Source organism: Clostridium sp. ZBS15 (assembly GCF_023845705.1).
GTDB classification, from domain to species: domain Bacteria; phylum Bacillota; class Clostridia; order Clostridiales; family Clostridiaceae; genus Clostridium; species Clostridium aquiflavi.
Window position 1 is genome coordinate 1 of sequence record NZ_JAMQHY010000054.1, and the last position, 22,405, is coordinate 22,405.

Consider the following 22,405-nt stretch of genomic DNA (forward strand, 5'->3'; position numbering starts at 1 on the left):
TAGCGTACTTTACACTATCTTAATGTTTATTTAAAGCCTACTAATACTTTATTCTAGTACCAGTCTTTCCAGTTATACCATCCTTTGCTTTTTCAAGAAGAGTAATCAAAGAATATCTACCTTCTTTTGATGAAGCAAACTCTATTCCAGCTTCTACCTTTGGTTTCATTGAACCTGGTGCAAAATGACCTTCTTCCAAATATTTTTTCATATCAGTTACATTAACATCAGCTAACCATTGTTCATTTTCTTTGCCAAAATTTATAGCAACCTTTTCAACAGCAGTTAAAATAATTAAACAGTCTGCATCAAGCTCTTTGGCAAGTGTACAGCTTGCAAAATCTTTATCAATTACAGCTCCTACACCTTTTAAGTGATTTCCTTCTTTTATAACAGGAATTCCACCTCCACCACAAGCAATTACAACTTGGCCATCTTTAATTAAACTCTTTATTGTTCCTATTTCCACAATACTAACTGGTTTTGGTGATGCTACTATTCTTCTATAACCTCTACCAGAATCCTCAATGACATTATCTCCATTTTTAATAGCAATATCAGCTTCTTCCTTTGTCATGAAACTTCCTATTGGCTTAGTTGGATTTTTAAAAGCCTTATCCTTTGAGTCTACTTCAACTTGTGTAATAATAGTTGAGACATTCTTGTTTATATTTCTATTTAATAATTCTTCTTTAATTTGATTTTGCAAATCATATCCTATATATCCTTGACTCATAGCAACACAAACTGACATAGGACAAATAGAATATTTAGGATCTAATTTATGAAGTTCACTCATAGCTACATTTATCATTCCAACTTGTGGACCATTTCCATGAGAAATAACAACTTCATTTCCATCTTCAATTAAATCAACGATTGCTTTGGCAGTAGTTTTTATAGCAGTCATCTGTTCTTTTAAAGTGTTACCTAATGCATTTCCGCCTAATGCAATTACAATCTTCTTTTTCATATTTCTCACCTCAACATCTATGTTTTAAAGCAAAGTGGCTATGCCACCTTTTTAGTTGAGAGTGGAAAGATGAGAGTTGATAGTTTTGGTTGAAAGTATAAAAACTTTCTAAAATAATATATTTTAAAATTCCATGCTGGAATTTTTCCTTCACTCTCCACTTTCCACTCTCAATTCTCAACTAAATATAATTCTATTCAAAATGACGTGGTTTATCTTTTTCAACTAATTTAGCTAAAGTTTCTTGAGGATTTTTAACCTTACTTAGGAAAATCATAGCAGCTATAATATATGGCTTAAAGCTTGCTTCTTTATATAATGATTTTCTATATCTATCAAATACACTAGCATCAACTTCACCAACTTCACAGCTTACGCCTGTAATATCTGCTGGTAAACAATGCATGTAGATAGCCTTGCCATCTTTAGTAAGCTTCATTAATTCCTCAGTACATTGCCAATCAATATGATCTGCATTTTGTTTTAATAATTCTTTTTCTAGTTCATCAATACCAGCTTGATCTCCTTTTGCATATAAATCTGTTCTTTTTTCCATTGCAATATAAGGGGCCCAGCTCTTTGGATATACTATATCAGCATCTTTAAATGCTTCTTCCATAGAATTTGTTTTTGTAAATGATCCACCTGATTCTTTTGCATTTTTCTTTGCAACTTCTTCAACTTCCCCCATAACTTCATAACCTTCTGGGTGAGCTAATACTACATCCATTCCAAATCTAGTTAATAATCCAATAATACCTTGTGGAACTGAAAGTGGCTTACCATATGATGGTGAATAAGCCCAAGTCATAGCAACTTTTTTACCTTTTAAATTTTCAACACCACCAAGTTCGTTTATTAAATGAAGTGTATCTGCCATTGCTTGTGTCGGATGGTCTATATCACATTGTAAGTTAACAAGTGTTGGTCTTTGTTCTAATGTTCCATTTTCATTACCTTCTTTAACATATTCTGAAACATTTTGCATATAAGTATGGCCTTTTCCTATAAACATATCATCACGAATACCAATAACATCCGCCATAAATGAAATCATGTTAGCAGTTTCTTTTACTGTTTCTCCATGTGCCACTTGTGATTTACCTTCATCTAAATCTTGTACTTCAAGACCTAAAAGATTACATGCAGATGCAAAACTAAATCTTGTTCTTGTTGAATTATCCCTAAATAATGAAATTCCAAGTCCACTATCAAATATCTTTGGAGATACATTATTTTCTCTTAACTTTCTTAAAGCTTCTGCTACTGTAAAAACAGCTTCAAGCTCATCATTAGACTTCTCCCAAGTTAGCATGAAATCATTCTCATGCATATTCTCAAAATTTAATTTATTTAATTTATCAATATATTTATCCATTATACTCATTGTAAATCCTCCAATATTTCTTCTTTATTTTTTATTAAAACTTGTGTTTCTAATAGTGTTGATATTGTAGTATAATATCAGCATTTACTTAAAACATAGCTTTATTTATCTTTACAATAGATTGTTGGTACTGCAGCATATACAGCAGCACATCTTACTAAATCAGCTTTCCAAGTCTTTTCATTTGGAGCATGTGCTTCTTCTTCTTTACCTGGTCCAAATCCTATACATGGAATTCCATATCTACCCATTATTGATACTCCATTAGTTGAGAATGTCCATTTATCAACTAGTGGTTTTCCATACATGCCTTCATAAGCTTCAACCATTGCTTTAGTTGCTGGTGCATCTTCTGGTATTACCCAAGTTGGGAAATAACAATCTGTTGGATATACAAGATTTGTCCAACTTGGTCTTTCATATTTATACATAGTTACTTTTGCATTATATTTTTTAGCAAATGGAAGATTTCTTACTTCTTCTAATGCTGATTCAAAAGTTTCTCCATCAGTTAATCTACGATCTAAAGAAATTGCACACATATCTGCTACTGCACAACGAGATGGTGAATTATAGAACACTTCTGAAACGGTTACAGTTCCTTTGCCTAAGAATTCATCATAGTGTAAATTATCATTTAATACTCTAACCTCTTGTAATATATCCACCATTTTATAAATTGCGTTATCTCCACGTTCTGGAGCAGAACCATGACAAGATACGCCCTTAACTTCAACTCTTATTTCCATACGACCACGTTGACCTCTATAAATATTTCCATTAGTTGGTTCAGTTATTACAACAAATTCTGGTTTTACCTTATCTTCATTGTGGATATATTGCCAACATAATCCATCACAATCTTCTTCTTGTACTGTACCAGTTACTAACACTGTGTACTTATCAGATAAAAGATCTAGATCTTTCATTATTTTAGCTCCATAAGTTGCAGAAACTATTCCTCCTAATTGGTCAGACGCTCCACGTCCACCTATTTCTTCATCTGTTTCATATCCTTTATAAGGATCAAATGTCCAGTTACTCATCTCACCTATTCCAACTGTATCAATATGTGCATCATAGGCAATTAAAGTTTTACCAGTTCCCATATATCCTAAAACATTTCCCATTTTATCGATTTCAACTTTATCAAAACCAAGTTTTTCCATTTCTTGTGATATTCTTTTTATCACTAACTCTTCATTAGCACTTTCTCCTGGGATAGCAATTAAATCCCTTAAAAACTTTGTCATGTCTGCTTCATAAGCCTTTGCTCTTACCTTAATGTTTTTAAAATCCATAGTTATTCCCCCGCCTTTTTATGAAAATATTATTTTATATCATTGGTTTGATGATTTTATTTATATATCACCACTAACTATTACTTTAGCAATTACCTTGCCAAAACTGAGAAGTATTTTTTTCATTTTTTATGAAAAATCCCCCCTATACCTTGCTTAACAGCATTATTTTAATCACTTATTTTATTTTTAAAGTAAGTAATTATCATTTTGATAATTGTTTTTATCAAAATAATAAGGAACATAAAAAAATAACAGACCAATATACCTATATATTGTATCTGTTAAATTCTGTAACATGCCTGATTTTAAGCTTATTTTAGTTAGCTAAAGTTAACATAATAAAATATAATTTATCATAATGATAATTTGTATTTTATTCTTCTATTTTTCTATAAAGAGTAGCTATTCCTATACCTAATTTTTTTGCCACTTTCATTTTACTTTTCGTTGAATTTCCATACTTTGCTAAAGCTTTTTTAATATATATCTTTTCTATTTCCTTTAATGTCATTATGTCATCATCTATACATATTTCATCATTTCTATTTTTAAGTTCCTCATTATAACTTTGTACAAAGGATGTTGGCAACATAGATTTTTCAAGTATCCCATTTTCACCTGATAAGCTAACCATAAATTCTACTATATTTTCTAATTCTCTTATATTTCCTGGCCAACTATAATCCTTAAATATTTTAATTAATTCCCTGTCTATAGTATGTATATACTTATTACATCTTGCATTATACTTTTCTACTAACATTTTAGTTATTAATACAACATCATCTTCCCTATCCCTTAAGCTTGGAACTTCAATAGGAATTATATTTAATCTATAATATAAATCTGCTCTAAATTTACCTTCATCAACTAGTTTTTTTAAGTTCTTATTTGTAGCTGCTATTACTCTTATATTTAAATTTATCAACTTATTTGATCCTATTTTTACAATGGTTTTTTCTTGTAATACTCTTAAAATTTTTACTTGAAGATATAACGGCATATCACCTATTTCATCTAAAAAAATCACCCCATTATTAGCAAGTTCAAATTTTCCTATTCTTCCCCCAGAACTTGCTCCTGAAAATGCACCTTTAACATATCCAAAAAGTTCACTTTCTAATAAATTTTCTGGAATAGCTCCACAGTTTATAGCTATAAATGGCATATTTTTTCTATTACCTTCAGAATGTACTGCTCTAGCTACTAACTCTTTTCCTGTGCCACTTTCTCCTGTAATTAAGATTGTAGCATCAGTATATGAGACTTTTTTTATTTTCTTTTTAAGTTCTACTATATTATCTGCTTGTCCAATTATTGAATCACAGTTAATACTATTATTTTTTAACTCTTCTTCAATAGTAATTAGTTCTTTAAAAATAATTATTTTGTTACAATCTTTATTATTGATATAGTTTTCTACTACCTTTCCTATAATTTTAAATTTTTCATTCTCAATATTGAAATTATAAATACCTCCTTTTGGAGTATATTCATCTGTTTCTTCTATAGTAACTTTTTTACCTACAATATTTGGCTTAACTTTTAATAGCTTTAATGCATTATTATTGGCTGTTATAATTTGATTTTTTATATCTACAGTTATAATTCCATCATCTATAGAATTTACTATTTCTTTGAAAAATTTAATACTGTTCTCATTTTCGAATATTTGATTTTGTTCTATTACTTTAATTGAAATAAATTCAGCTATTTGTTCTAAAAACTTAATCATAATAGCTAAATTGCTTTTCAATTTATCCTTTTGACCTTCATTGGAACATACTAAACCTATTACTCCAAATGTAGTTTCTTCATATTTAATAGGTACACATATTTCCATAAATTCATTGCAGTTTCCTCTTTTTTTACATTCATCACATAATTTATCTTTTCCTGGATTTTCTATAACTAATGTTTTTCCTGTATCTAAAGCCTTCTTATATACATAACCTTGATCTTTTATGTTTTCTCCAATTCTTTTTTCATATATTCCTGTTGCAGCAACTCTTACTAATTTATCATCAACTATCTCCACATCTATTGTTAACAAATTTGATAATAATATAGAATATTTATTTATTATTTCTTTTATATTAACTAAAGTTATTTTCATTTTATAACCCACCTATATCTATTAATATTTATTTAAATTTTCTTACTTTTCTTTCAATTTTACCACCTTACCATTATACCATATAGTTACTTCACTTCTAAGTATAACCATATATTTTCCTGCATTTATTATAGTATTCATTTTATTCTAGTATATTGATAGAATAAAGTTGTTGTATAATGCTTTGTTAATATAATTTTATGTGCAATAAAAAGAGCTAATGGATTTGAAATATTATTCCTTAAGTCCATTAGCTCATTATCACTATTCCTATATTTTGTTATTTATTAATACTCATTACGTATGTCTCATGTATTTTTAAGGTTAACTTCAAAGCTTTTGCTATTAATGTAGTTATAACTAAAATTACCTTTTATTTTTAACTACAACACAGTTCCTTCCCATTCTTTTTGCCTCATATAAGTTCTTATCTACAAGAGGCATGATATCTTCTGACTTTTCTGTTGCTGCACCACCAATACTTAATGTAATCTCAACTTTACCATCAGCACATTTCATATGATCCGTTACAATATGAATTGATTCAGCAAGTGAAATCATCTGTTCTAAAGTTTTCTTCTTACTAATAATACAGAATTCATCACCACCATATCTAAAAAGTGTTGAATTACTATCTAATAATTCCATTATTATTTCAGCAATTTCTTTTATTACTTTATCTCCAATTTCATGTCCATTACCATCATTTATCTGTTTAAAATAATCAATATCATACATAAGTATTCCAAAAGATATATTTTCCCTTTGAATTTTTCTATATACCTTATTAAAATATCTACGATTATATGACTTAGATAATTCATCAATGACACTGGATTTTTCATTGTATCTAACCATACATACTAAAATTATTATTATTATTACAACAACACACGATGCAGTAATAATTATCTTATATAAATCATTCATTTTATATTTCTGAATTAAAAGTGTAATATTAGTTTCATTTGAATTATACATATGAGCTCCAGTTTGAATATTTCTTAATTGATATTCCTGAGGATATAATCTGATTAGTTTTAATGTGTAATTAGAAATAGCTTTTTCTATTTCTATAGGTAAATCAATCCTATTTTCTTCATCAATCATAGTAGTAATATCAATAAGAAAATTTAATAATATACTATTTTGATTGTATATTAATGCATATGTAAATATCTCATCCATATAATGAGTAAGACCATCATAGTCTTGGGTTAAAAGTCCTACTTTTGCTTGCATTTCTAGATAAGGAAATAGTATTCCTGATACCCATAGTATTCTTGATGGATATGTTTCATAACTGTGTATATATTCTCTAATTTCATTTAAATTCTTCTTACATTCATCATATTTTTTTTCATTTAATAAAATTCTAGCTAAAACTATTTTTCGCCTTTGTTCCATAGATTCATATTCTATTTTATTTTCGCTATCATGCTCTAAAGCTTTATTATAATATTCCATTGCTAATTCCGAACGATTAGTTCTTGCATAGATCATAGCTAATGTTGTATAACAATATTCATAAAAAAACTCTTCCATTTCACATCTGCTTGCATAATTTAATGCTCTATCTAAGCAAGATTCAGCTATATCATATGTATAAAAGTCAATGTATATCTGTGAAATATCAGCATAAGACCACGCTGCAATATCCCACTGTTTTGATAACCCTGATTCTATTTGTGTTTTTACAAAATTATCTATAGTATCATCCAAATTTTCCCAATCAAATAAATCTAATATATATAATTTAGTTAAATTGAGATGGAATTTAGCTATGTTTCTTCTATCTAAATTAGGATTTTTACTTATAAACTCCTGCATATCTAAAATTTCTTTTTTATTATCATTATCATCTACAACAAAAGATTCTATCAATTGATTTAAGTCATCTGAATTTTTGTTCTGTTCATGTTTATTAAAAAAGTACAATGTCCCTACTATGTTTATTCCTACTATTATTGCTACTATAATAATTATATATTGTTTTTTTAATTGTTTCATATATTTACCTTATTCTTTTACTCTATTTTTAAGTTTAATTTTCACTTTTTAAATTAACAGTAATAAATATTTTACTAAATAAGAAACGGTACCATTAGAAGCTGGAAGTCAATTGGCTACCAGCTTTTTTCTACAAACTTTAGTAAATCATTATCTATAAACTAAAAAAATCATACTACATTTTTATATGCAGTATGACTATTATTAGTATAACATAAAATTTGGTTTTTCACGATAAATATGGATTTAATGAAAACTTTCCTGTTTATTTCACTTCTTGTATTATTTTTTTTACTATTGGAATTACATAACCACTTCCACCTTTGCCTTTTACATCTTCTACAAATGTAGTTACTAAAATGTTATTATCTTTATTTGTTGTGGTTGCTACTACCCATCCTATCTCAGTACCTGTTTTATCATCTTGAGCTAACTTTATCTCAGCAGTACCTGTTTTAGCTGCAATATTAATTCCTTGTTCCGCCAGTGCATGTGCAGTCCCACTCAGTTTACTTACTACGCTTTCTAAATCATTTAATATAATTCTAGCGGTTTCATTTGCAATAACATTATTTTTCCAAATGCTTTTCTCAGGACTTTCTTTGTATTCTAAATATGGTTTTAAAATATCTCCCTCATTAGTAAACATTGTATACATCATAGAAAGTTGTAATGGATTCATTAAAATATCACCTTGTCCATATCCACTGTCAGCAAGTAATATTTCATTGTTAATTCCATCTTTCGATGAAAATTGAGAAACTGAAACACCATATTCAAATGGAATTTTTTCACCTATTCCAAATTCCTTTAGCTTTTTCTCAAAATTTTCTGCACCTATATCTAATGCAACTCTTGCAAAATATATATTATCAGAAAATATTAATGCATTCTCTAAATTAGCAGGTAATTCATAAGCATGAACCCTTGTTACCTTATATCCACCCCATGAGTCATCTTTTTGCCACTTTAGTCCTACTATTCCTTTATCCTCATTAGGATCAAGTACTTTTTCTTCTATGCCTATAGCTGCTGTAATAGGTTTAAATGCTGATCCTGGAGTTATATTACTTTGAAATCTATTGTATAATGGCTTACTTTCATTAGTATTTAGATCATTCCATTTCTCAGTTGACATCCCAAGAACAAAATCATTTGGATTATATGCTGGTGTACTTACAAGAGCTAAAACCTCACCGGTATTAGGATTTATACTTACCGTAGCTCCTTTGTTATCTTCTAAAGCGTCATACGCGATTTCTTGAATATTACTGTCTATAGTTAATTTTATATCCTCTCCATTTTTAATTTCCCTATTATAAATTACTTTAATCTCATTTGAATTTTTATCAACTATATTTATTTTTATTCCATCAATGCCTCTTAATCTATCCTCATATATTGCTTCTAGCCCAGCCTTCCCTATTACTGATGAATCAGAATAATTCTTATCAATATTTTTTTCTAAATCTTCTGCTGTAACATTTTGAATATATCCAATTAAATGTGCTGCTTTAGCTTCTAATGGATAAATCCTTGAAGGCTTGTCTTTTATGACTACACCTGGAATTTTTGATGCTTTATTAACTATATCATTACTATAAGAAACAACTTTAATTGGTACAAACATATTTGGTTTAACATATGACTGACTTAATTGTTTCTCTATGTACTCACTAGATATTTCTAACGCCTTTGCTATCTCATTTATTGCTTCTTTTTGATTTTCTCCAAGCTTTTCAATAACAATTCCTATTTCAGCTACATCATCATCAGTGGCAAGTTTAATATTATTTCTATCTAAAATATCGCCTCGTCTAGACTCTGTTATTTGAACTTTAACTTTGTAGTCATTATTAAGTTCAGGAAAAATTAAATTTGAAGACCAATTTACTTTAATCTCATCATGAACTCTATTTATATCCATTGTATTATTAAAATTTAGATTTCCTGCAATAGTGTTCATATTACATTGAAATGTTGCTACGATATCACTACCATCTACTTTCACTTTTGTACTATCTATTGTGATATTTTTGGTTCCTATTCCTTCATAAATATTTTTATTTCTTTCTATGAATTCCTCTTTAGATATTTCATTTTTACTTTCATCAGATAACTTATCATACATTAAATCATACTTTTTCTCATTTAATAATTGAAAATATTCCTGTACTAAGTTTTCACTTTGTTTTACATTTATACTATTTGCTTTCATAGATGCAAATATAAATGCTGCTACTACTAGAATTCCTATAATTGTTAATGAAAAAATAAATAGTCTTTTTATTTTTTTCTCCAATAAAAACTCCCCTTTTATATTTAGTATGTTAAATAAAATTCAAACAAAATTACGTATTAAATTAATAACATTATATAATAAAGCTATTAATTAGAAAATAAAAAAAGCTTAAACATTCTCTAATATGTTTAAGCTCTATACAATCAGTAAAAAAATGATGCTATGTTAATTGTTAATATAAAAAAGAACCTTGATTTCTCAAGATTCTTATAACTAACCCTTTACTACTATTAACATCATTTTAAATTTTTCAGTTGCTTCTAATGCATGAGGAATGTTAGCAGGCATAACTATAAAGTTTCCTTCTGTAACAATTACCGGCTCATTCTCTCCAATTGTTATAGTAACTTCACCTTCTGACACATAAACTAATGCATCTCCTGGTGCTGAATGTGAACTTATTTCCTCTCCTTTATCAAATGAAAATAAAGTTATACCTACATTTTGTGTTTGGACTAATGTTTTACTAACTACTTGTCCTTGAGCATAATTCACATCTTCTTTAAGTGCTAACACCTTTGCAAATTCTATATTCTTAAAAAATTTTCCATTCATAATCTTTTCCTCCTAAATTTATTATCTATTCTTAAAACTTATTTTTTATTTAACTTATGATCTTATTATAGCTTTATTGATTTTAATAAAATGTGATTTAAATCAAAACCTCAATTAAAATTTATTTTTTCATCTATATATATTGCTATTTTTATAAATTAAGATATATTTATAACACACTAAAAAGCTCTGTATAATAAAAATAGAGCTTATCATTGCCAAATAGGTAATAATAAGCTTTTGTTTTTTAATAAATATATTCTATTAAAGATCTATCTCTATTTTATTATGGTATTTAGAACTTAAATATAATCTTTTAAGCCTTCTTCATCTAAAATTATAATATTCTTTGTTCCTACTATTTTTATTAATTTCTCATCTTCAAACTTTTTTAATTTTCTACTTATAGTTTCCCTTGTTACTCCAATATAATTAGCCATATCTTCTCTTGATAGTGGTAATTTTATAGATATGTTTTTTTCTATTGACTCTCCATATTTTTTTATTAAATCTATTAGTAAATAAGCCATTCTTGAATCAACATCATTAGTTGCAAGATTCTGCACAAGATTTTCTACTTTTGCTAATCTTTCTCCTACAGTTTCTAATACTTTTATTCCAATCTCTGGCTTTCTCATAATTATATCTTTCATTTCATCTTTAGTAAGAGTACATATCTTAGAATTTACTATTGCTTTCGAATTAAATCCATACTTAGAAGGTTTTATCAAATCTAATTCTCCAAAAAGGTCTCCTTCTGAAAGTACATGTAATATCTGCTCCTTGCCATCCTTAGTATGCTTATATAATTTTATCTTTCCTTTATTTACAAAATAGAGTGTATTAGCTACATTTCCTTCAGTAAAAATAACGTCTCCTTTACTATATTCCTTATGATTAATAGTTTTTACAATCTCTATTAACTCTTCATTATTTAAATTTTCAAATATTGGAACCTTGCTTGCACAAAGTTCTCCACTACAATTATTACAGCAATTACTACAATGATTACTCATAACATCACTCTCCCTTGTATTTATATATCTTTTTCTTATATTAACGATTTATTCAGATAATAAAGTTTTTATGTACCTAATATTAGGTACATAAAAAAAATAATAGATCAGTATTCTTGTCTATTATTTTCTTTCATATACTTTATAATAAAAAATACTCAAAGAATAAATTACACTTTAGGTGTAAATCCACAATACCCTATTTCATCACATCTTCTCTTCATATCCTTCCATATTTGTTTTTCTTTTATAGATTCTAGTGCTGTAGGGTATAAAATATAATTTTCTTTAAATATATGATCTCTTAAGTTAAATATAATATATTTTGCTGTATCATCAACTCTTTCTTTAAACTCATTAAATTCTAATTGAGAAACTTCATCAGCTAGCTGTTTTAATGACTTTTTCTTAGCTCTTAAATCATCATGCTCCATTCTCATAATTCTAGTTGGACCAGTAATCTTTCTATCTTCCATCTCAGTAAACAACACTTTTTCTTCCCTTTGATGGTGATTTTCTGCATCTAATATATTATTTACAACAGTTTTTAATGCTTCAAATTCTTCTAAACTGCTGTTATAGCTTACTAATTTTTGAATTTTAGAATTAATTTCTTCAAGTTCTGTTAAAAACTCAAGAATTTTATCATGCTCAGCAATAAGTGTATGCACAACATGACCTGGTTCAATTTTTGTTTTAATTTTATCAAGTTCGCCTTTTAGAAGTTCCATGTGAATATCACAAAGATGCCTTAAATCTTGAGGATTCATTCCTTTTTCTATTAAATTTTGTTCTGCAATTGATAACTCAATAGGATTTATATTGGAAACAATATCTAAAGCCTCTTTTCTTAGAGATTCTGTTACACCAACCTTATTTAATTTTTGTAAAACTTCAGTTAATTTTTCTATCTTTTTATTATCCATTTTAATTCCTCCTTATATAAACTAATTTTCAGATTCCATATTTCTATGTCTTAATTCTACTTACCTTTGATTTATAAAAATGTGATTTAAATCAAAATTGACAAAATAAATACTGATATCAAATAAAAAAAGCTTTATCTATATATTTTAGATTAAAAATCTAATAATAATAAAAAGACAATAAACATTATCTCATCACATACTTCATCAAATGATAAGCAGTGATTGACCTATGCAAGTTCAAGCTGTCGCTTTAATTTTTCTCGAAATAATATCAAAAATGCCAACATCTTAATTGATGTTGGCAAAATGTTGGCAAATAGCCTATTTAAATTCTACATCCTTTTTATAAATCACTTTTCCAACTCTATTAATATGATCTATTAAATCATCATGATTTAAATGAGTATAATCTAATATATCAAAAAAGTATGGCATTGGACTTTCATCTTCTAATAATGAATGAAGTTGTGATAATGTATCAAATGTAATTTTTTCTCCTATAATAGCTATGTCTATATCAGATCCTGGTTTATAATTTCCCTTTGCTCTAGATCCAAATATAATGGCTTCTTCTATTTCCTGAAAATTACTTATCTTTTCTATTATATATTTTAAATCAAATTCTTTTAATCCAAACTCCATAGTTATTCCTCTAATCTTTTTAATAATTCTTTGATTTCAGGATAATATTGTTTTCTTATTAATTCTTCTGCTTGCTCTGCCACAGACTCATCATAAGTATGCGCCATTAAATTTCTCTTTTGCAAAGCATCAATCCAAATATGACCGTTTGTAATTAATTGAGTTTGAAAAGCTGTTTGAATTGTTGATCTTGGACTTTTAACTTCAAACCCTTCAAGTTCCAAGTAGTCTTTCATTGTTTTCCAAGCTAATTCAAATGTATATTCAAAACATTGAATTAATCCTTGTACTTCAAACTTGTTAAGTTCTCCTTTTTCTATAAATTCAGTTAATTGTATTGCCGCTTTTTTAAAATTAGATAATCTTTGTTTCCAGCGAATATCTTCATTCAAATCTATCACCTACCATTTATATCTTTTATAAAAGTAGGTATTGTAAGATTATCTTACAATACCTAAAACAATTTTCATTACAATGAACATCTTTCTCCCACAAGCTACAAAATGCTGGCTTTCTCGTTAAGTTAAGATGCCTAGGCAAGCTCCAATTCACTAAGCGTTCAATGACAATTTCACAACTGTCTCTGCGTGAGGTGTGTTTGGGAACATATCTTTCACTTGTGTTTGGATTATTTTATAACCTCTTTCAATTAATACTTTAAGGTCTGTTACTAAAGTCTTTGGATTACATGAAACATATATTATTTCTGGTGCATTAAATTTAATTACGTAATCTAAAGCTTTAGGATGGACTCCACTTCTTGGCGGATCTAATATTATTATATCTGGTTTATCTTTTACTGTTTTTATTATTTCCGCTACATCTCCTGCCAAGAATTCGCAGTTATTTAATCCATTTAATTTAGCATTTTCTTTTGCTGCCTCAACAGCTTCTTCTATAAGTTCTATTCCTACAACTTTTTTAGCGTTAGGAGCAACTATTTGACCTATTGTTCCTGTTCCACAGTAAAGATCAAATACAACTTTATTTTCTGAACTTCCCATAAAGTCTCTAACTAATGAATAAAGGCTTTCTGCACCTTTTGTGTTAGTTTGAAAGAATGAGAATGGTGAAATTTTAAAATTAAGTCCTAATAATTTTTCTTGTATATAATCTCTTCCATATAATACATTTACCTTTTCTGGTATTACTGCATCTGAGAATGAATTATTTTCAGTGTGAAGTATTGATACTAATGTACCCTTATAATCTTGAGATTTTAATAATTCAACATATTCACTTAAATCAAAATCTATTTGAGTAGTTGTAACAAGATTTACTAATATTTCACCTGTATTTTGAGCTTTTCTTATTACAAGATGTCTTAAATATCCTTCTCTTTTCATAACTCTATAATATGGTAAGTCTTGTTTTCCGAAATAATCTGCAGTTAATCTTATTATTCTTCTATAGTCTTCATCAACTATCTTACAATGATCAACTGTTATTATTCCAAAAGATTTACCTCTCATATGCATTCCAATTGAAAGATCTCCGCCTTTTTCTTCATCACCAAATGTGAATTCCATCTTATTTCTATATTCCCATTGCTCTGAGCTTCCAAGTACCCCTAAAAACTCACCAGTAGTTACATCAGCTTCTTTAAATAAATCTTTTATTTCATCTTCTAAAACTTGTAACTGCTTTTCATAAGATAATGTTTGAGATGAGCATCCTCCACAAAATCCAAAATGAGGACATATTGCATCTATTTCATACTCAGCTCTTTCCTCTACACCTGTTAACTTTAATTCAGCGTATTCTTTTCTGTTCTTTTTAACCCTACCAGTTACTACTTGACCTGGATATGTATTTTTAACATATACTGGCTTATCTTCTAAATATCCTATTCCTGTCGATGGGAATTGTGTTTTTTCAATTTTAACTTTTACTTCGCTTCCTCTTTTCATAAACGTTCTCCTATAATTACTTTATATTAATAATTCTTTTTCCTATGCTTTTGCTTGATTTAGTTTTTTCCATTAACGGCATATATAATACATTTACTATAAAATAGAACATAATTAAAATTCCTAATGGCATAGATACCTTATATCCTATAAATTTTATTATAAAATCAAATATAATTAATGATACTCCTGAAAGTGCCATTGTAACTAATTGGTCTATAACACTGGCAAATATTTTTTTTAATAATGATGTTTTTTCTTTATTATCATTACTATTATTTTCATTTGTCTCTCCCATTAATAATTCTTTTGTTTCATTGTTAGTTTCTTCTTTTGCTTTTGTGTCGTTCAATATAGCATCTTCTTTTTCATTAATATTATTTTCTTCTTTACTCAAGGTATTTTCCCCCTTATTAATTATATTAATTATTATTTTCTAAAGTTGGATTTGGATCTTTAAAATTATAAGTTTTTGTGCTTAATTTATATACTATATAATTTTTATTAAATCTTATTTCTTCCTTTAATCCATCTATTGAATTTTCTATAATGCCTTCTCCCTTTTCACTCTTTAACCTGTCTATTATCTGTTTATTTATTTCTGAATAATTTCTACTACTTTGTCCTGTAAATGCAGCTATGTATTTATTGAAAGATGTATTTCCTAAATCAAAGTTTCCTGATTTTATTGCTTCTGCACTGTCAAAGTTTAAACTTAATTTTAATTCTATTTCCCCTGATGATAAATCTTCTCCAAATACCTTCATTCCAAAGTACATGCTCTCTATTTTATTAGGGTCTGGTTTTTCATTATCGAAATATATTGAATTAACACTTATAGTGTTTCCATCATTTTCTTTTACTACATCTTCCTTAGAGTATTTCATTCCAAGTTCTTCTGTTACTTTTTCCATTTTAGATAAATAATCTTTAAAATATCCTTTTGTTTTTTCTAAACTATAATCTTCTGCCCACGATCCTTGTAAATTTTCATCTGAATTTTTTGCTTCAGTTACAGCTTTAGCATTATTATTGTCTTCTGCTTTATTACTATCTATACCAATACATCCAATTAATGATGTTGTAATTATTAAACTCATTAGTATAGCACAAATTCTTTTGGACATTAAAAATCCCCCTAGTTTTTATTTTTAATTATATTTATATAAATTTATATTATATTCTTAGATTAATACTACTTATTAGAATACCACAATACAATAAATTATTGTATCATTATTATATTTCAAATATGTGTCAATAGCAAAAATATTATTTAATCTATGTTTTAAGCGTTAAACTTCTATTTGATCTTTTAGTTTTTCAAAACTTTTTTCACCAATTCCATCAATATTTTTAATATCTTCTACTGAATTAAATGCTCCTATATTTTCTCTATATTCTATTATTCTTTTTGCTTTTGCTTCACCTATTCCATTAATATTTTTTAATTCTTCAAGTTGTGCACAATTTATATTTATTTTTCCACTGTTATTAGATGTACTCATATTACTTTGTGAATAACTTATGTTGTCTTTTACTTCATTTTTATTATGTATATATATTAATTCATGATTTTTAAGTTTTTGAGCTCTATTTATATTAGATATATCTGCCTCTTCTGTTAATCCACCAGCTATTTCAATAACATCTTTAACTATGCTCTCATCATTCAATTCATATACATCAGGACTTTTTACTTCACCTTTTATTTCAACTACTATATTTTTATCTTTTAACTTTTCTATTTTTGCATCTTCATGACTATTTTGATTTTCTTCTTCAACAAAAATTGAAGTATTATCGTTTTTTACTAATTTGTCTTTTCCACTTTTAATATATGTAAATAAACATGCTATGAGCATTATAACTAAAATTACTATTATTCCAATTTTTTTATTAGCTTTATTAATCAATTTGAAAACCTCCTCTAGTTCTTAATATTTTTTTAACTAATATTTACATTTTATTATAATAATAAGTTTGTTCTTAAATTTTTCAACAGAATTTCATCCATTTATTTTAATTATATACATTAAAATACAATTTTATTATCAAAATTCATATTTTTATAGCATAATATATTTTTCTTTGGTAAAATAAAACTGTTGTAATAAAAAATTTTAATATTATGGAGAATGTTATGAAATCACATTTTAAAACACTTATTTTTTTCCTATTTATATTTCTTGTTTCATCCGTTAATGTAATGGCGATGCCAGCGCCTCCTGAAATAAATGCAGAAGGTTCTGTTTTAATGGATGCATCAACTGGAGAAATATTATTTAGTAAAAATCCCGATAAAGTTTTGGAGCCGGCCTCAACTACTAAGGTAATGACTGCTATATTAACTTTGGAAAATTGTGATTTAAATGAAGAGGTTGTAGTTACTGAAGATTTTACAAAGGTTGATGGTACAACTATAGGCCTTTTAAAAGGTGATATTGTTACTGTAAAAGATTTATTACTTGGGCTTCTATTAGAATCTGGGAATGATGCAGCTAACGCTTTAGCTTGCCATGTTTCTTCTTCTATTGATAAATTTGCAGTGCTTATGAATAAAAAAGCTACTGAAATTGGAGCCGTTAATACCCATTTTAAAAATCCAAGTGGATTACCTGATCCAGAGCATTTAACTACTGCTCATGATTTAGCTCTAATTATGAATGAAGCTATTAAACATGATAAATTTTTAGAACTATGTAAAGTTATGACATATGAAATACCAATAAAAAATGATTCATCTAGAACAATATGGATTAATAATAAAAATCATATGATAAATAAGAATTCAATGTATTATTATCAATATACCATTGCAGGTAAAAATGGCTATACAACTAAATCAAACCATACATATGCAATAGCTGCTGAAAATAATGGACATATTTTAGTAGCATCGTATCTTAATGCTCTAGATAAAAATAAAAACTTTGAAGATATGAAAACTGTGTTTAATTATGGATTTAATAATTTTTATTTTTCTAACCTCTATAAAAAAGGACAAGAAATTGATTCTATTAAGTTACATAATGATATAACAGTTCCTCTTATTGCTTCAAAAGATGTAAATTGCATTGTTCCAAATGAAGATAAAGACAAACTTAATACTTATATTAAATTTGAAGATAAAAATTTAAATAGATCATCTTTTAATGAAGGTGATGTTATATTAAAAGGTACTGTATATTTAAATGATGAAGAGCTATGTACATTAGATTTATGTGCAGGTATTTCTAGAGATTATTCTATAAAAGAAGAAGTTAATTCTTTTATAGATAAAAATCAAAAAAACTTGATTATAGGAGCTAGTGTTTCTGGAGTTGCCTTACTTATTGTGTTAACATTAGCAATAGAATATAAAAAGAAAAAAAATAGAAAAAAAAGATTGTTAGAAATTACAACATCTATACCTAAAATTCAAGATGATCAATTGAAGAAAAGAAGAAGAAGAAGACAGGATTAAATCCTATCTTCTTCTATTTTATTTTTTCTAATAATTCTTTCATATCATCTGGTAATTCAGCTCTTAATGAAAGTTCTTTTAAAGACCTTGGTGAATCAAAATTCAATCCATAAGCATGAAGTGCTTGACGCTTTATTAAGTTTTCTTCTGCTCCAACTCCATATAGCTCATCCCCATATATAGGATGACCTAAATGACTTAAATGAACTCTTATTTGATGTGTTCTACCTGTTTCTAGAAGACATTCAACTAGATCTCCACCTTCAAAGCTTTCTATTACTTTATAATGTGTTATACTTCTTTGTCCTCTCTCATCAACAACTCTCATACTTCCATATTCTATACCTTCTGGTTTATAAATAGGCAAGTCTATTGTTCCTTCTTTTTCTTCTAAGTTACCATGAACAATTGCTAAATATCTTTTTTGTAATTTTTCTTTCATATCTTTTGATAATCTACTATGAGAAAATTGATTTTTAGCAATTATAATAAGTCCTGATGTATTCATATCTAGTCTAGAAACTAATCTTACTATGCAGTTTTGATTTGTTTCTTTGAAATAGTATAATATTCCATTTGCTAATGTGCCACTTTGAAAATTTTTAGTTGGATGAACTATGATAAAGGGTTGTTTGTTAATAACTAAAACATCTTCATCTTCATATACTATGTCTAAATCTATTTTTTCTGGATTTATATTTTGACTTTCATTTCTATTTAAATCAATCTTTATAACATCACCATTTTTAATCATATAATTCATTCTAACCACAGAATTGTTAACATATATCCTTTGATCTTTTGATGCACTTCTTATTAATCTAGTTGATAAATCTAACTTTTCTTTTAAATACTCTCTTATCTTTATCTTACCATCAATATTACTAACTTTATCTTGTAAAATGCTCATCTATTAAAAGTCTCCCTTGATTTTTATTCAAATTTTTTAAAATCTTTACCTAATATTATAACTACATCATAATCTTTGTATTCTGGTTTGTCTGATTTTTTTTCAATTTTATTTATTCCAATACTAGACTTAACTTTACTTGCTATATTCTCATTATTAGTTAAAATTGAACTATCATTTCTCTCTGGAATATTTCCAACATCAACTCTTGTGTATCCAATCTTTGTTAGCTCATCTCTTAAGGTTGCTGCTAATCCAGTTATTTTAGTTCCATTGAATACTTTTATTGTAATATCTGACTTAGAAATATCTTCTGATCCTTTTCCTGTTGATGATAAAGATGTTATTATATCTTTGTTTAAATTTTTATCAAATACAAGGAATGATTCTCCATTTATATCTTTAGGTATACCTTGAGCTATTTTCATATCCATTTTTTCTGAATTAATTCTAATAAACTTTAAACCATATGATATAACTTTAAATGGAGGCATATTAGTATCTATATTATCTCCTAAAGCTTTTATTATACTTGGAATTTTAAAAATAATCATAGGACTTGTACATTTATCTATAACCTTTGATATAAATTTTTGTTGATTTTCTATTCTGTCTAAATCTCCATTTGCAAATCCTGAACCATCATTGTTTTTTCTCCATCTGAAAAATTCCTCTGCTTTTTTACCATCTAATTTAACTACTTCACCTTTTTTAAAATTAATATGAAGATTTTGTCCTTCATCATCATATATCATATTTCTTTCTATCTGCATTTTGACGCCTCCAATAGCATCAATAAATTCTCTAAATGCATTATAATCAATTTTAGCAATATAATTTATGCTTATATTAAGCAATTTTTCTACCTCTGATTTTACTCTTTTTTCTCCACCTATTGCATAAGCTGCATTTATCTTTGAACTTTTGCCATTAACATCTATCAAAGTGTCTCTTGGAATTGAAACAACTTGTAAATTTTTATTCTCAGGATTATAATTCAAAACCATAATTGTATCTGTTCGTTTTATTGCATTATTATTAGGCTGACTAGGATCTCCTATATCCATTCCTAATAATAAAACATTAATAGGCTTATTCATTGATACCTTACTAGGTTCAATCATATCATTCTTGTTTATCTTTCCTAAAAATAAAAATCCAGATCCTATAACTACTATAGTAAATGTTATTACTAATGCTAATATCAATAATACACTTTCTTCTAGTAAATTCTTAATCTTAATATTTTCAAGCTTGTTTTTATTTGATTTATTCGATCTTTTGGATCTTTTTGATCTTTTTACTCTTTTTTTCCCCATGCTTTTCTTCTCACCCCTAATGCAAGTCATTAACCTGAATTACTTAGTCTACTTTATTTATGCATATATAACTATTCTTTTAATAAAAAATAATTCCTTGCTTTTATTGTATTTAAATCAATGATTAAATTTCTATTTAATAAGTCCTTCATACTTTCAGTTAAACCTAATAAAACCCCATTATCTAAATTTTCAAAAGTAGTTTGTCTTATTTTTTCTACTCCTGAAAAATCCCTACCTGGTTCTATCATATCAGCAATATATATTATCTTAGTTAAAATAGACATATTTTCTTTTCCTGTAGTATGCCATCGTACTGCATCTAATATTTCTTCATTATCAATTTTTAACTTATTTCTAGCTTCTATTGGTGCAATTATACTATGCCACAAATTAGAATTTTCTTTTTCTGTGTTTGTTAATTCAATATTATTTTCTTCTATTATTAATTTCATTTTTTCCAAGGATAAATTTTTAGCTACATCATGAGCAAGAGCTGCTATTTCAGCTTTTTCTATTGAAACCCCATTAATTTTAGCTAATTTTTTTGAAGTTTCAACAACTCCTAATGTGTGCTTATATCTATTTTGTTTTAAATTATCTTTAAGATATAACTTCATTTCTTCTATACTTATCAAAATATTATTCCTCCTTATATAATCTGTTTTCTTCTATTAATTTTATGATAGGTTGAGGAACAAAGAAATCTACTCTTTCTTTATCTTTAATTCTTTTCCTTATATCTGTTGAAGATATTTCTAATCTTTTTAGTGGTAATGCAATTATATTTACACTGTACTTTTTTTCTATATATTCTTTTTGTTTAATTAACTTTTTATTACTAAAACCGCCTCTAGAAAACACCACTAAATTGCTTAAAGATAATATTTTATCCGCACTTTCCCATGTTTCTATATCCATTAAACAATCTGCTCCAGTAATGAAAAATAACTCTACATCATTGTCCTTAAAATGTTCTAACGTTTCATATGTATAGCTGAGTCCTTTTTTTTCTATCTCATAATTTGAAATAGAAAATCCTGAAAAATCTTCTATTGCTTTCTTTACCATATCATATCTTAGCAGTGCATCCGTTACTTTCTTACCTTCTTTATGAGGTGGATTACCTGCTGGCATAAAAATCACATTATTTAAATTTAATTGCTTTTTAGCTTCATAAGCTATATATAAATGTCCATAATGAATAGGATCAAATGTCCCTCCTATTATACCATATCGTTTCATTAAATATTTCCTCCCAGAATTTATTTACAATACATCAAGCTTTATACTTTATTATTTTTCAATTAGAAAAATATATTACACTCATAATATAATAAATTAATTAATTTTGTAAATTCTTCTATATTATTATATCATGAACATAATCTAAATTATAAATTCACAAGAAACCTAAACTAAAAAAAATTGTCTAATCTTAAAAATTATTAGATTTTTATATTAAAAGTAGGCCCTGTTTTAAATGTATGTTGATATATGCAATAGGTGAAGTGGCATTGTAAGTGGACTTTTAGAACACTTAATAAGTATTGTCACATTTACTGC

At 27.0% G+C, this 22,405-nt stretch carries 20 protein-coding genes; 1 reads left to right on the top strand and 19 read right to left on the bottom strand.

Annotation, left to right across the window (positions count from 1 at the left end):
- Positions 1-40 precede the first annotated feature (40 nt).
- The 15 genes from arcC to NG904_RS14760 form a co-directional block, all read right to left on the bottom strand.
- On the bottom strand, positions 41-973 hold the full coding sequence (arcC, locus tag NG904_RS14690) for a carbamate kinase (protein ID WP_252224515.1): 933 nt from the start codon (positions 971-973) through the stop codon (positions 41-43).
- Positions 974-1,166: 193 nt separating this feature from the next.
- Positions 1,167-2,360 carry a knotted carbamoyltransferase YgeW gene (gene ygeW, locus NG904_RS14695; RefSeq protein WP_252214585.1) on the bottom strand — a complete coding sequence of 398 codons (1,194 nt, stop codon included), beginning with the start codon at positions 2,358-2,360 and terminating at the stop codon, positions 1,167-1,169.
- 101 nt (positions 2,361-2,461) lie between these two features.
- Complete coding sequence (locus tag NG904_RS14700; protein WP_252232404.1) at positions 2,462-3,661, bottom strand: YgeY family selenium metabolism-linked hydrolase; 1,200 nt, start codon at positions 3,659-3,661, stop codon at positions 2,462-2,464.
- Between the two features lie 376 nt (positions 3,662-4,037).
- Complete coding sequence (locus tag NG904_RS14705) at positions 4,038-5,780, bottom strand: sigma-54-dependent Fis family transcriptional regulator (RefSeq protein WP_252232411.1); 1,743 nt, start codon at positions 5,778-5,780, stop codon at positions 4,038-4,040.
- Between the two features lie 366 nt (positions 5,781-6,146).
- Positions 6,147-7,790 carry a tetratricopeptide repeat-containing diguanylate cyclase gene (locus NG904_RS14710; RefSeq protein ID WP_252232412.1) on the bottom strand — a complete coding sequence of 548 codons (1,644 nt, stop codon included), beginning with the start codon at positions 7,788-7,790 and terminating at the stop codon, positions 6,147-6,149.
- 265 nt (positions 7,791-8,055) lie between these two features.
- A complete protein-coding gene (locus tag NG904_RS14715; protein ID WP_252232414.1) occupies positions 8,056-10,092 on the bottom strand; it encodes a penicillin-binding transpeptidase domain-containing protein in 2,037 nt (678 codons plus the stop codon).
- A 213-nt stretch (positions 10,093-10,305) separates the two neighbouring features.
- Positions 10,306-10,647 carry a cupin domain-containing protein gene (locus NG904_RS14720; RefSeq protein ID WP_252232416.1) on the bottom strand — a complete coding sequence of 114 codons (342 nt, stop codon included), beginning with the start codon at positions 10,645-10,647 and terminating at the stop codon, positions 10,306-10,308.
- Positions 10,648-10,949: 302 nt separating this feature from the next.
- The gene (locus NG904_RS14725; RefSeq protein WP_252232418.1) at positions 10,950-11,663 is read right to left on the bottom strand and encodes a Crp/Fnr family transcriptional regulator; all 714 of its coding nucleotides are present in this window, start codon (positions 11,661-11,663) and stop codon (positions 10,950-10,952) included.
- A 170-nt stretch (positions 11,664-11,833) separates the two neighbouring features.
- Positions 11,834-12,589, bottom strand: a complete 756-nt coding sequence (locus NG904_RS14730; protein WP_252232419.1) for a DUF438 domain-containing protein — start codon at positions 12,587-12,589, stop codon at positions 11,834-11,836.
- A gap of 324 nt (positions 12,590-12,913) precedes the next feature.
- Entirely contained in the window at positions 12,914-13,234 is a 321-nt protein-coding gene (locus NG904_RS14735) for a nucleotidyltransferase domain-containing protein (protein ID WP_252232421.1), read from the bottom strand.
- 2 nt (positions 13,235-13,236) lie between these two features.
- Complete coding sequence (locus tag NG904_RS14740) at positions 13,237-13,635, bottom strand: nucleotidyltransferase substrate binding protein (protein ID WP_252232423.1); 399 nt, start codon at positions 13,633-13,635, stop codon at positions 13,237-13,239.
- 150 nt (positions 13,636-13,785) lie between these two features.
- Positions 13,786-15,144, bottom strand: coding sequence for a 23S rRNA (uracil(1939)-C(5))-methyltransferase RlmD (gene rlmD / locus NG904_RS14745; RefSeq protein WP_252232424.1), 1,359 nt, complete (start codon positions 15,142-15,144; stop codon positions 13,786-13,788).
- 16 nt (positions 15,145-15,160) lie between these two features.
- Positions 15,161-15,541, bottom strand: coding sequence for an RDD family protein (locus tag NG904_RS14750; protein ID WP_252232426.1), 381 nt, complete (start codon positions 15,539-15,541; stop codon positions 15,161-15,163).
- A gap of 25 nt (positions 15,542-15,566) precedes the next feature.
- Positions 15,567-16,271, bottom strand: coding sequence for a hypothetical protein (locus NG904_RS14755; RefSeq protein WP_252232428.1), 705 nt, complete (start codon positions 16,269-16,271; stop codon positions 15,567-15,569).
- 168 nt (positions 16,272-16,439) lie between these two features.
- Complete coding sequence (locus NG904_RS14760; protein ID WP_252232430.1) at positions 16,440-17,060, bottom strand: helix-hairpin-helix domain-containing protein; 621 nt, start codon at positions 17,058-17,060, stop codon at positions 16,440-16,442.
- 227 nt (positions 17,061-17,287) lie between these two features.
- Between NG904_RS14760 and NG904_RS14765 the strand changes: the two genes are divergently transcribed.
- Positions 17,288-18,610, top strand: a complete 1,323-nt coding sequence (locus NG904_RS14765) for a D-alanyl-D-alanine carboxypeptidase family protein (RefSeq protein WP_252232432.1) — start codon at positions 17,288-17,290, stop codon at positions 18,608-18,610.
- A 13-nt stretch (positions 18,611-18,623) separates the two neighbouring features.
- On the opposite strand, the gene NG904_RS14770 is transcribed toward NG904_RS14765, so the two are convergent.
- From NG904_RS14770 to nadD, 4 genes are all read right to left on the bottom strand, one after another.
- Positions 18,624-19,520 carry an RluA family pseudouridine synthase gene (locus NG904_RS14770; protein WP_252232434.1) on the bottom strand — a complete coding sequence of 299 codons (897 nt, stop codon included), beginning with the start codon at positions 19,518-19,520 and terminating at the stop codon, positions 18,624-18,626.
- Positions 19,521-19,543: 23 nt separating this feature from the next.
- A complete protein-coding gene (locus tag NG904_RS14775) occupies positions 19,544-20,839 on the bottom strand; it encodes an LCP family protein (RefSeq protein WP_252232436.1) in 1,296 nt (431 codons plus the stop codon).
- Positions 20,840-20,910: 71 nt separating this feature from the next.
- The gene (yqeK, locus tag NG904_RS14780; protein ID WP_252232438.1) at positions 20,911-21,477 is read right to left on the bottom strand and encodes a bis(5'-nucleosyl)-tetraphosphatase (symmetrical) YqeK; all 567 of its coding nucleotides are present in this window, start codon (positions 21,475-21,477) and stop codon (positions 20,911-20,913) included.
- A 4-nt stretch (positions 21,478-21,481) separates the two neighbouring features.
- Positions 21,482-22,084 carry a nicotinate-nucleotide adenylyltransferase gene (nadD, locus tag NG904_RS14785; RefSeq protein ID WP_252232440.1) on the bottom strand — a complete coding sequence of 201 codons (603 nt, stop codon included), beginning with the start codon at positions 22,082-22,084 and terminating at the stop codon, positions 21,482-21,484.
- Between the last annotated feature and the right edge of the window lie 321 nt (positions 22,085-22,405).